This is a genomic window from Bacillus sp. JK74, from assembly GCF_053663395.1.
On sequence record NZ_JBSJQB010000002.1, the window covers coordinates 553,965 to 566,028 of the forward strand.

The 12,064-nt window shown below is 46.0% G+C and carries 12 protein-coding genes; 5 read left to right on the forward strand and 7 right to left on the reverse strand.

Annotation, left to right across the window (positions count from 1 at the left end; genetic code table 11):
• Position 1 precedes the first annotated feature (1 nt).
• Positions 2 to 775, reverse strand: coding sequence for a Cof-type HAD-IIB family hydrolase (locus ACWJJ5_RS07085; RefSeq protein ID WP_454022306.1), 774 nt, complete (start codon positions 773 to 775; stop codon positions 2 to 4).
• A gap of 354 nt (positions 776 to 1,129) precedes the next feature.
• Here ACWJJ5_RS07085 and ACWJJ5_RS07090 point away from each other — a divergent pair, with 354 nt between their 5' ends.
• Together ACWJJ5_RS07090 and rnjA are read left to right on the forward strand one after the other, a co-directional pair.
• Positions 1,130 to 1,339: a DNA-dependent RNA polymerase subunit epsilon gene (locus ACWJJ5_RS07090; RefSeq protein ID WP_003154548.1), complete on the forward strand. Its 210-nt coding sequence runs from the start codon at positions 1,130 to 1,132 to the stop codon at positions 1,337 to 1,339.
• A gap of 5 nt (positions 1,340 to 1,344) precedes the next feature.
• Positions 1,345 to 3,012, forward strand: a complete 1,668-nt coding sequence (rnjA, locus tag ACWJJ5_RS07095; protein WP_007409649.1) for a ribonuclease J1 — start codon at positions 1,345 to 1,347, stop codon at positions 3,010 to 3,012.
• Between the two features lie 32 nt (positions 3,013 to 3,044).
• Here rnjA and ade read toward each other — a convergent pair whose 3' ends face one another.
• The 5 genes from ade to ACWJJ5_RS07120 form a co-directional block, all read right to left on the reverse strand.
• Positions 3,045 to 4,778: an adenine deaminase gene (ade, locus tag ACWJJ5_RS07100; RefSeq protein WP_146276683.1), complete on the reverse strand. Its 1,734-nt coding sequence runs from the start codon at positions 4,776 to 4,778 to the stop codon at positions 3,045 to 3,047.
• Between the two features lie 148 nt (positions 4,779 to 4,926).
• On the reverse strand, positions 4,927 to 5,592 hold the full coding sequence (gene ktrC / locus ACWJJ5_RS07105) for a Ktr system potassium transporter KtrC (RefSeq protein WP_003154554.1): 666 nt from the start codon (positions 5,590 to 5,592) through the stop codon (positions 4,927 to 4,929).
• A 40-nt stretch (positions 5,593 to 5,632) separates the two neighbouring features.
• Positions 5,633 to 6,460 carry a gamma-glutamylcyclotransferase gene (locus ACWJJ5_RS07110; protein ID WP_077722153.1) on the reverse strand — a complete coding sequence of 276 codons (828 nt, stop codon included), beginning with the start codon at positions 6,458 to 6,460 and terminating at the stop codon, positions 5,633 to 5,635.
• A gap of 1 nt (position 6,461) precedes the next feature.
• Positions 6,462 to 7,766 carry an ATP-binding protein gene (locus ACWJJ5_RS07115; RefSeq protein ID WP_014304932.1) on the reverse strand — a complete coding sequence of 435 codons (1,305 nt, stop codon included), beginning with the start codon at positions 7,764 to 7,766 and terminating at the stop codon, positions 6,462 to 6,464.
• 172 nt (positions 7,767 to 7,938) lie between these two features.
• Positions 7,939 to 8,223 carry an AbrB/MazE/SpoVT family DNA-binding domain-containing protein gene (locus tag ACWJJ5_RS07120; protein WP_024085249.1) on the reverse strand — a complete coding sequence of 95 codons (285 nt, stop codon included), beginning with the start codon at positions 8,221 to 8,223 and terminating at the stop codon, positions 7,939 to 7,941.
• 269 nt (positions 8,224 to 8,492) lie between these two features.
• Between ACWJJ5_RS07120 and mreBH the strand changes: the two genes are divergently transcribed.
• The 3 genes from mreBH to ACWJJ5_RS07135 all read left to right on the forward strand — a co-directional run bounded on the left by mreBH (position 8,493) and on the right by ACWJJ5_RS07135 (position 11,039).
• Positions 8,493 to 9,500: a cell shape-determining protein MreBH gene (mreBH, locus tag ACWJJ5_RS07125; protein ID WP_003154558.1), complete on the forward strand. Its 1,008-nt coding sequence runs from the start codon at positions 8,493 to 8,495 to the stop codon at positions 9,498 to 9,500.
• A gap of 71 nt (positions 9,501 to 9,571) precedes the next feature.
• Complete coding sequence (locus ACWJJ5_RS07130; protein ID WP_003154559.1) at positions 9,572 to 9,706, forward strand: protein YkpC; 135 nt, start codon at positions 9,572 to 9,574, stop codon at positions 9,704 to 9,706.
• A gap of 100 nt (positions 9,707 to 9,806) precedes the next feature.
• On the forward strand, positions 9,807 to 11,039 hold the full coding sequence (locus ACWJJ5_RS07135; protein ID WP_070081754.1) for an aminopeptidase: 1,233 nt from the start codon (positions 9,807 to 9,809) through the stop codon (positions 11,037 to 11,039).
• Positions 11,040 to 11,068: 29 nt separating this feature from the next.
• Here ACWJJ5_RS07135 and ACWJJ5_RS07140 read toward each other — a convergent pair whose 3' ends face one another.
• A complete protein-coding gene (locus tag ACWJJ5_RS07140) occupies positions 11,069 to 11,977 on the reverse strand; it encodes a ketopantoate reductase family protein (RefSeq protein ID WP_182068824.1) in 909 nt (302 codons plus the stop codon).
• Positions 11,978 to 12,064 lie beyond the last annotated feature (87 nt).

A 12,064-nucleotide genomic window follows, 5' to 3' on the forward strand; every position in this document is an offset into this window, starting at 1 on the left:
TTTATTTCAAAAGGCCCAGTTCTTTGACAGCCCAGCTGATTCCCTCTTCATCCACCGGCTTTGTGACGAAATCGGCGGCAGCTTTTAATTCCGGAACCGCATTTCCCATCGCCACCCCGGTGCCGGCAAAACGGATCATTTCAAGGTCATTTAGTCCGTCGCCGAATGCATAAGTGTCACTTACGCCGTACGGAAGCCGCTCAAGCACTCTTTTAATGCCTTCCGCTTTTGAACCGCCTTTCGGAAGCACATCCGTGGACAATTCATGCCAGCGGACGTAATCAAACTCCGGAAAAGCGGCATATGCTTTTTCTTCATGTCCGCGGCAGAATAAAAGCAGCTGATAAATTTCTTTTCCTTTATAAAATGTTTCATCAACTTCGGGATAAGGCGCTTTCAGACTGCCGATACCTTCCGAGACGTGCGGATGTCCGGGGACGGTTGTTTTCATCGTGTCTTCCGCCATAAATACGACGGGATGCTCCCCTTCTGCCGCCTGCTTTAATAAACGCGCAACCGCATCTTCAGAAAGCGGATTTTTATAAATGACCTCACCTTCAAATACGACATACTGGCCGTTGTATGAAATAAATGATTCAATCTCAAGCTCTTCCAGAATCGGTTTTACCATAAACGGGGACCTTCCGCTGGCGATAAAAACGTGATGTCCAGCCTCTTTAAGCGCCGTCACGGCGTTTCTTGCGCTATCGGGAATATGTTTATCATGGTCATAGATCGTGCCGTCAATATCAAAAAAGATCAGTTTTGGATTCATGTCAATTTCTCCTTTTTCCCGTTTATCAGTCGTGTCTTTTTCAATATCATCATACAGAAAGTTTTTCTTCCGGAAAACCGCCTTGATCAAATTCCAGTTTTACCCACGAAAACAAATTCATTTTTTCCGCATACTACTGCTATAAAGGGCTTTAAAGGAGGTATACGATGCTGCGCCGATTACGGAAGAAACTCAGAAGACAGTGGGGCGGAATGCTCCGGAAAAAAGTCATCGCGTAGAAGGGATCTTTCGGTTTTTGAAAGTCCCTTTTTTGCTCGAGACTTTCCTTATAATCCGTTTTCGAATATAATAGAATAAGCGAGTCTAACATACGGCATTTAAGGAGAGATTTGGATGATTTATAAGGTATTTTATCAAGAGAAGGCTGACGAAGTACCTGTTCGGGAAAAAACAGATTCACTTTACATTGAGGGCGTTTCAGAACGGGACGTCAGAACGAAACTGAAAGATCAGAAATACAACATTGAATTTGTTCAGCCTGTGGACGGTGCTTTTTTAGAATATGAGAAGCAGAGCGAAAATTTTAAAGTATTGGAGTTATGAGCGGAATGAAATTTGTAAAAAATGACCAGACTGCCGTTTTCGCCCTCGGCGGATTGGGCGAGATCGGGAAAAATACGTACGGGGTGCAGTTTCAGGATGAAATTGTACTGATTGATGCGGGAATCAAGTTCCCGGAAGATGAACTTCTCGGCATTGATTACGTAATCCCCGATTACACGTATTTAGTAAAAAATGAAGATAAAATTAAAGGTCTGTTTATCACCCACGGTCATGAAGACCATATCGGCGGTATTCCGTACCTGCTCAGACAAGTAAATATTCCCGTTTACGGCGGTAAACTCGCGATCGGCTTACTTCGGAATAAACTTGAAGAGCACGGGCTGTTAAGACAGACCAAATTAAACATCATCGGTGAAGACGACATCGTGAAGTTCCGCAAGACGTCTGTATCCTTCTTCAGAACGACACACAGCATTCCGGATTCATACGGAATCGTCGTCAAAACACCGCCGGGCAATATCGTACATACCGGGGACTTTAAGTTCGATTTCACACCGGTAGGCGAACCGGCCAACTTGACAAAGATGGCTGAAATCGGGAAAGAAGGCGTTTTGTGCCTGCTTTCTGACAGTACAAACAGTGAGGTGCCTGATTTCACCATGTCAGAACGCCGCGTAGGCGAAAGCATTCACGATATTTTCCGAAAAGTGGACGGCAGAATTATATTTGCGACATTCGCTTCGAATATACACCGTCTTCAGCAGGTGATTGAAGCAGCCGTTTTAAACGGCAGAAAAGTTGCCGTATTCGGACGCAGTATGGAATCGGCTATTGAAATCGGACAAAATCTCGGTTACATTACCTGTCCTAAAAATACGTTTATTGAGCATAACGAAATCAATCGTTTGCCTGCCAATAAGGTAACGATTTTATGTACGGGGAGCCAAGGTGAACCGATGGCGGCGTTATCACGCATCGCTAACGGGACGCACCGGCAGATTTCCATTAATCCCGGAGATACAGTCGTCTTTTCTTCCTCTCCGATACCCGGAAACACAATCAGCGTAAGCCGCACCATCAACCAGCTGTACCGTGCGGGCGCAGAAGTCATTCACGGTTCATTGAATGACATTCATACATCCGGACACGGCGGACAGGAAGAGCAGAAATTAATGCTCCGCCTGATCAAACCGAAGTTCTTTATGCCGATTCACGGTGAGTACAGAATGCAGAAAATGCACGTCAAACTCGCGACTGATTGCGGCATACCTGAAGAAAACTGCTTTATCATGGATAATGGCGAAGTGCTGGCCCTCAAAGGCGAAGAAGCCGCTGTGGCAGGCAAAATTCCGTCCGGCTCCGTTTACATTGACGGAAGCGGAATCGGTGATATCGGCAATATCGTGCTCCGCGACCGCCGCATTCTTTCAGAAGAAGGCCTTGTTATCGTTGTTGTCAGCATCAATATGGACGACTTTAAGGTTTCGGCGGGACCTGATTTAATCTCAAGAGGTTTTGTATACATGAGAGAATCCGGTGATTTGATCAATGACGCGCAGCAGCTCATTTCGAACCATCTGGAGAAAGTAATGGATCGGAAAACAACGCAGTGGTCCGAAATTAAAAACGAAATTACCGATACGCTTGCTCCGTTCCTATACGAAAAAACAAAACGCCGCCCGATGATCCTTCCGATCATTATGGAGGTCTAAAAAAAACTGCACTCATTACGAGTGCAGTTTTTTTATTGCAGCGGAATATGCTGAAAGGCTTTGACATCAAACAGACCGGCCGCCGTCATTTTAATATCCGGAATCACCGGAAGGGCTAAAAACGATAAGGTGAGAAACGGATTGAAATCACCGGTGAATCCGAGCAGAGGAAGCTTTTCATGAAGCACGCCCAAGCTGTCATTGACCCATTCCGCCGACTTATCAGACAAAAGCCCGGCGATCGGAAGCGGAACGGAGTGAAGCAATTCTCCGTTTTTCACGGCTGTTAATCCGCCCCCGGTGTCACGGAGCCTGTTGATTGCTTTTGCCAAATCGGCATCGTTTGTACCGACGGCGATGATATTATGGGAATCGTGAGAAATGGTTGTGGCGATGGCGCCTTCTTTTAACCCGAACCCATGTACAATCCCGAGTCCTATCATTTTTTCGCCGCTGTGCCGCTCTGCGACGGCGATTTTTAATAAATCATTATCTGTATCAGAACGAAACGCGTCAGCAGACGGTGCAGGCACTTCTTTTTTTCTCGTCTCCAAATGATTCGGTATCATTTCGATTACTTTCATTTTCCTGCCCTCTTGAATCGGTATATGAAAATCAGATTCAGTCAGCGGCGATTTCAGCCGCACTGTATCCAACAGTGCCTGGTCCGGCGAATAGGAACCGGCAGACTGTTCATCAACCGTTCGCCCGTTCTCGGCAACGGTCCGGCCGGCGACCATGGTCTTCGTGACGGCAGCCTCCCGTACATCTGAAATGAACAGCAGATCTGCGTCAAAACCCGGCGCTACCGCCCCTTTTGTTTCAAGGCCGTAGCACTCAGCCGCATTTAAGCTGGCGAGCTGATACGCAAGGAATGGATCAAGTCCCGCCTTTATCGCCATTTTGACTTGGTGGTTCACACTTCCTTCTGAAAGCAGATCATCTACATGCTTATCATCCGTACAAAAGAAAAAGCGGCGCGCGTTTTTTTCATTCACCGCCGGCAGCACATTGAGCGTATTTTTGGCCACCGATCCTTCGCGCAGCATGACGTACATTCCCCGTCTGATTCTGTCCAGCGCTTCTTCTTTTGTCGTCACTTCATGATCATTTGACACCATTGCGGTTCTGTATATATTGATGATATCTGAAGACAGTCCGGCTAAATGCCCGTCGATCCGTTTTCCGTGACGCTTGGCATCAAGCAGTTTCTGAAGCATATCCTCTTCACCTTCCGCAACAGACACATAATCCATTACTTCCGCAAGCCCGAGCACCTCTTTCTCCTGATAAAAAGGCTTTAAATCCTCGGCTTTTAATACAGCTCCCGAGCGTTCAAAGCTAGCGGCGGGAACACAGGAAGGAAGCATGAAACGGATGTTCAGCGGCGCCTTTTTCGCCTGCTCTATCATAAATGAAATGCCTTTTGCTCCGGAAACATTCGCAATTTCGTGAGGATCAGTAATGACAGTCGTCACTCCGTGAGGGAGGACGGCTTTAGCAAATTCAATCGGAGTAACCATAGAGGACTCGATATGAACATGTCCGTCAATAAAGCCCGGAACGATCATTTGGCCTTCTGCATCAATGACTTCTTCCCCTTCATATTCGCCCAGCCCGACGATCACTCCGTCCGTAATGGCGATATCTGCAGAGATCCATTCCTGGTTAAATACATCCATGATTTTTCCGTTTTTAATGACGGTATCGGCTTTTTGTCTGCCGGCTGATGCATTCAGCCGTTCAGCCAGTGTTTCTTTGTTCAAAATGAGGCCTCCTCTTTTTCTTTATATGGTACAATATGCTATCGGATCGCCTGATCATAGTCAATAAAAATTGCAGAATATACCGCTTACATGATAAATGTCTTTCTATTCTGACATAATAAAAGACCGTCCTTTTACGGACGGCTTTTCACTTTGTATGAAGCACTCTTTTTTCAAATCGGGAAATGTCCGTAAGAGAGCCGATAACGATGAGAATATCTTCTTTTTGAATCATTTCAGTCGCCAGCGGAGATACGATCACTTCTTTTTCTCTCTTGATCGCCACGATATTAATGCCGTACTTCGCCCGGATGTCCAGATCAAGCAGTGTGTTGCCCGCAAGCCTGCTGTTGGCCACGATCTCCACAATGCTGTGTTCGTCGGACAGCTCCAAATAATCAAGCACATTATTTGATACGATGTTGTGGGCGATGCGTTTTGCCATGTCACGTTCAGGGTGGACGATGTGATCGGCCCCGATTTTCGCAAGCACTTTCTCATGATAATCGTTCTGCGCTTTAACCGTGATCGTGTTCACGCCGAGTTCCTTTAAGATCAGCGTCGTTAAAATGCTCGCCTGTATATTTTCGCCGATTGCCACAATGACGTGGTCAAAGTTGCGCAGCCCTAAGTTTTTCAGCACCGATTCATCGGTTGAATCGCCGATGACCGCGTGTGATGCGATTTTGGCGTATTCATTTACTTTATCTTCATCAATATCCATCGCCATGACCTCAAGGCCTTCTTCACTTAATGCTTTGCAAATACTTCCGCCGAAGCGTCCGAGACCGATAACGGCAAACTCTTTTCTCATAACAGTACTCCTTTAAACAATATCTCTAATAGGAATAGTATCACATTTTCGGCAATGAGTTCATATAGCGTTTAAGCTTTTCTGAAAAGGCGGGTGATAAATACAGGTCCGCTCCGCGTTCGATTTCTTCCTGATAGTGACCCGGAGGCGCAATTTCCTCAGCTTTATCAAGAACCAGAAACGTCAGGACGCCTCTGTATACACGGCCGCCGGCACACACTTCTATGAACGCGGGACGGTATGTGTGGTTATCAACACCTTCTCTTTTGTACAGATAGGTTGCCGCTTCAAACGGGAGCTTGTACAGCACGCCTTCAGTTCGTCCCCCGTCTTCAACAAGATCGGCTCTGGAACCGTCAGGACGCCTTAACGTGAATCTCGTCGAATACCCTTCAACAACCGCCCCTCCGACCGGCTCGGCAAAGAAGTGGTCGACCCCCGCCTGTTTAAACCGGGCATTGTCCATACAGGAGCCGTAAGCAAAATAATAAACCGGACTGTCATCCTCCCGTTTCATAAAACGGTATTCTTTCCAGTCTCCGCTTTTGATACGGCTGAATGAGGCACACTGGTCGGGCTTTACGACATATGCGAAGGCGGTTTTATTCCCGGCATCCGTCGTCACGGCAACCTCTTTCCGGTCAAAATCAGCATAATACATATCCAGCTTACGGATCATCTGATGATCTGTTTCATACAATTCCCCGTACACAAAAGCTGTTTCTGCTAAAGACGCCGCAGGCTGACCTTTATCCGTTTCGTACAGCACACCGTTTATCGCGGCCTGCTCGCACACACACGGAGCGCCTTTCAGCAGTTCATGGTTTTCTTCACGCTTCCGTAACAAACCGTATACAAAAAGAAGCAAGTTATTTTTCCTCCTTTTGGACAGCAGCCGCTTCTAACGGCAGAATCACCTGAAACGTACTGCCTTCTCCATTTTTGCTCTTAATGTTAAGTTTACCATTATGCTCCTTCAGAATTCGCAAACAAATCGGAAGCCCGAGACCCGTTCCCTGATCTTTTGTTGAGAAAAACGGTTTCCCGATGTTTTCAAGCTTTTCTTTCGACATGCCGTTTCCTTCATCCTGTATGCTGATCACCGCGTATTCTTCATCCCGTTCTGTATAAATATGAATATTCCCGCCGTCAGGCATCGCTTCAATCGCATTTTTAATAATATTGATAAATACCTGTTTCAGCTGGTTTTCGTCACCGTTGACCATACAGGACTCAGTCTGCCTGAAATCCTTCTCAATCACAGTGTTCGACAGCACCGCGTTCGTGTCAAGAAGCGTCGCCACCTGCCTTAAAATATGGTTGAGATGATGAGCGGTAAACGTCACGGTCTGCGGCTTGGCGAGCAGAAGCAGCTCCCCCAGCACGAGATCAATCCTTTTAATCTCCGAAAAAATAATATCGAAATAATCCGTTCTTTCCGGATACTGGGCTTTCATCAGCTGGAGAAAGCCGCTGACTGACGTTAAAGGATTTCTTACTTCATGGGCGATTCCTGCCGCAAGCTCTCCGGCAATGGCCAGCTTTTGAGATTGCATGGCAAGGCGTTCGTTCGTTTCCAGAAGCTCGTCGACCGCTTTTTTCCGTTCACTGATATCAGACATCGTCCCCAGGCTCCCGACAAATTTCTGTCTGCGGTCATAATACAGCTTATAATGGACTTCCCCCCAAAAAATCGTGCCGTCTCTTTTAATATATTTGGCCGTAAACATTCCTGACGGGGACTGCTGCTTGATTTGGGAGATAATATAATCAATGATATGTTTTTCTTTTATAAAATAATCATTATACATCGTGCCCATACATTCGCTGATGGAGTGGCCCGTAATCGTCGTCCAGGCCTGATTCAAATATGTAATATTCCCTTGTGAATCCGTCTGAAAAACGATTTCCTGCAAATTGTCCATGATCCGGTTTTTCTCATCTGAAAGCGCCTTTGCTTTCTGCTCGCTGTCCTTCAGCTCCGCCAGCAGCTGCTTTTTATTGTCCACATAATAAGCCAGCAGCCAGACGCTGATTAATGTGACGGCGGTAAAGGTGATGTCAACGGGCCAGTTAATCGGATTCCGTTCAATCATATAAAATAAATAATCCCAAAACATAATAAAAATCATTGCCAAGATTAAGGAAATGATACGCGCTTGATATTTTCCCATAGTCCCACCTGCCGCTAGCATTTCTACATATATTGTAACATTGTTGACTGCATTATTGACTAAAAAATGATAACTATTCCCAATTAATTGAGCAGGTTCGCTTACTTTTCCCGTGAGTTTTTGCACAAGTTCATAATAAAAGGACGGAATAATGCCCCGCCCTTTTTGCTGATTATGATCTATCTTTTAACGCTTCCTCGATTTCCTCAAGCAGCATTTTCGCTCCTTCAGGACTTAAAATAATTTTGCCGTTGCCGTACTCCTGATTTTCGGAGGTAATTTCCCCGGTCATTAAGCAAATGCCGTGCGGCTTGTATTTTTTTAAGACAATTTTGTCTCCGTCAACGAAAAATTCAATACTATCTTTAATAGCGATATCCAATGCTCTTCTCAATTCAATCGGCATGACAATACGCCCGAGTTCGTCTACTTTTCTTACTACACCAATTGATTTCATAGAAATCCCCTACTTCCTTTAATGTCTCTTCTTTATGTCCAAGGAAAATCCTTCATAAACGTAGACGAAAGGAACGGAGCAAAAGTTTCTCAGCATCCGGAAATGAATGTTTTTTACAGAAAAAAAGCCTTTTGAAATACGGGATACAGACTTTCCCTCCTTTTTTACAAAAACATTTCATTCCCGGCGGAAACCCCCAAAAATCGTGGTTTTTCTCAGAAACTTTAAATGTAGAATCAATTAAATCAGGATAGGGATTGGGTGAAAACATGTTTCAATCAACTGAGATCGGAATCGACTTAGGAACCGCTAATATACTTGTTTACAGTAAAAATAAAGGTATTATTTTAAACGAGCCTTCCGTTGTCGCTGTAGATACAACAACGAAAGCGGTGCTTGCCATCGGAACGGATGCCAAAAGCATGATCGGAAAGACGCCGGGGAAAATCGTCGCCGTACGGCCGATGAAAGACGGTGTCATTGCTGATTATGATATGACAACTGACTTATTAAAACACATTATGAAAAAAGCCGGAAAAAAAATCGGAATGACCTTCCGCAAACCGAATGTCGTCGTCTGCACGCCTTCAGGCTCAACAGCCGTTGAACGCCGCGCCATCAGTGACGCTGTCAAAAACTGCGGAGCGAAAAACGTTCACTTGATTGAAGAACCCGTAGCCGCTGCAATCGGGGCCGACCTCCCTGTTGACGAGCCGGTCGCAAACGTCGTCGTAGATATCGGCGGCGGTACGACTGAAGTCGCCATCATCTCATTCGGTGGAGTTGTATCCTGCCATTCGATCAGAATCGGCGGCGACCAGCTTGATGAAGATATCGCCTCGTTCGTCAGAAAAAAATACAACCTGCTGATCGGGGAACGCACGGCAGAACAAGTGAAAATGGAAATCGGATTTGCATTGATCGAACACGTGCCGGAAACGATGGAAATCCGCGGGCGTGACCTTGTAACCGGTCTGCCGAAGACAATCAGACTGCAGTCTAATGAAATTCAGCACGCGATGCGTGAGTCGCTCCTGCATATTCTTGAAGCGATCAGAGCGACGCTTGAAGATTGTCCGCCGGAGCTCAGCGGTGATATCGTTGACCGCGGCGTCGTGTTAACCGGCGGAGGCTCCCTTTTAAACGGGATGAAAGAATGGCTGACAGATGAAATCGTCGTTCCCGTTCATTTGGCGGCAAATCCGCTTGAATCAGTGGCTATCGGCACTGGGCGTTCATTAGACGTCATCGACAAGCTGCAAAAAGCGATTAAATAATAAGATTGTGCTTCTTTTTTCTCCAGCCGGCTCATATTGTGAGAACTGGAGAAACATTAAGGAGGAAGCATATGCTTAGAGATGTGGGAAGACGCGTAGCAGTAGCCGTCATTTTAAGCGGAATTATTTTGGGGGGTATGAGCATTTCACTGGCCAATATGCCCCATTCTCCGGCCGGCGGCGCCGTAAAACTGAATCACCCGTAAAGACGCAGCAAAAGCTGTGTCTTTTTCGTTTGTGCTCCTTTCTTTCCTTTATGAGGCGTTATTTGATATGATGAGAAAAACCGATGAGGAGGAATGAACGATGAGTTCGTTTACTGAAAAGTTAAATACATATGCTCAGCTGGCGGTAGAAGTCGGCGTCAATGTCCAAAGAGGACAGCATGTCGTAATCAATGCCTCAACTGATGTCCGGGAACTTGTCAGACTGCTTGCCAAACATTCTTATGAAAAAGGCGCAAAAAACGTCACCGTAAATTGGCAGGACGATGAACTGTCCAGATTAAAATACGAGATGGCACCTTTTGAAGCGTTTGAAGAGTATCCTGAATGGGAAGCAAAAGGAAAAGAAGAGCTCGCGAAAAAAGGGGCTGCGTTTATTTCTGTCGTCTCATCCGACCCCGACCTGTTAAAAGGCACTGACGGCAAACGGATTGCAGCGTTCCAAAAAGCCGCCGGAAAAGCATTGCATACATACAGACAATATATTCAATCAGATAAGGTCAGCTGGACGGTGATCGGAGCTGCTTCAACAGGCTGGGCGAAAAAAGTGTTCCCGGATCAGCCGGAAGAAACAGCCGTTCAGCTTTTATGGGAAGAAATTTTCAAAACGACCCGCGTAAATGAAGAAAACCCTGTGGAAGCATGGAAAAAACATGATCAAAATCTTCATGAAAAAGTGGAACACCTGAACAAAAAACATTACAGCGCCCTGCATTATCAGGCTGAAGGAACAGACTTAACCATTGAACTGCCGAAAAAACATGTATGGGCAGGCGCGGGAAGCGTGAATGAAAGCGGGCACGAATTCATGGCCAACATGCCGACAGAAGAGGTTTTCACCCTTCCGCAGCGTGACGGGGTGAACGGCACGGTTTCCAGCACGAAACCGCTGAGCTACGGCGGCAACATTATTGATAACTTCACTCTTACCTTTGAAAACGGCCGCATTGTCGATGTGAAGGCTGAAAAAGGCGAGGAGATTTTAAAAGGCATCGTCGAAACCGATGAAGGCTCACACTATCTCGGTGAAGTGGCCTTAGTGCCTTACGATTCACCGATTTCACAATCAAATATTTTATTTTACAACACACTGTACGATGAAAACGCCTCTAACCACTTGGCGATCGGCAGTGCGTATGCCTTTAATATTGAGGGCGGCAAACAAATGACACGGGAAGAGCTTGTTAAAGAGGGCTTAAATGAAAGCATTACACACGTAGATTTTATGGTCGGTTCCAAAGACATGAATATCGACGGTATTACCGCGGACGGGAAAAGAGAACCGATCTTCAGAAACGGAAACTGGGCATTTTAATAAAAAAAGGAGGCGATCAGGCCTCCTTTTTATTTCGCTTCATACATTTGCAAGTTGGCGCAGACGGTTTCCAAAACAGGTGTATCAATTGACAAGCCTTTCGCTTTCTCAAGCAAAAAGCCGTGTAAATGATCACCTTCCGTCACCCTGCCCTTTTCCATATCTCTCAGCATCGACGATTTCATATGGTAAGACATGCTTGTCAATGTGCGATAACTCTCTTCTTCCAGACCAGGATCTTTCGGGATGCCGGCAGCCTTGAAAATGGCTCCGATTTCAGCAAAGAGGCGCTTTGCCGTGCTGCGGCCGCCTTCTGTTTCTAAAATCGGTCCGACCGGCTGTTGAAACAGAGTGGTCACGCCCGCCTGCGCGGCAATAAACATATATTTTTTCCAAATGTCCTTTTCAATCTCCCGGCTGATGATGACATCCGCTTTCACACCCGCAAACGCTTTTTCCAGCTCATTTATACGTTCCGTGCGTTCCCCGCTCCATTCACCGAAAATGAAGCGGTGGGCAGCGCTCGTATGAAGAATGTCCCCTTTGTCGTTAAGGGCGCTCTCAATAAAGCAGAGGCCGCCCAGCACCTGCCGTTTTGAAAAAGCTTCAAACAGCTGGTTATAGTGCCTGTATCCGTTTAAAAAAGGAATAATGACCGACGAAGGTTTGACAAACGGTTTGACATCCCCAATGACGTCCTGCAAAGAATACGCTTTTGATGCGAGGATAACGGCGTCAAACTCTCCATCTTCGCCCGCCATGATTATTTTCGGCTTGATTGAAACATCACCATTTGCACTTTTGACGGTCAATCCCGTCTCTTTTAATTGTTCCGCCCGCTTCTGACGGACGAGAAACGTAACGTCATTTCCCTTTTCTGCAAGTCGCGCGCCGATATATCCGCCCACTCCCCCAGCTCCGACAACTAAAAACTTCATGATGCATTCCTCCGTCTCTTTTCAATTTATGTATTCCTTTATTGTAACGGGAAGTCAGAAGATTGAAAACTTTTTTCATAAATAAAA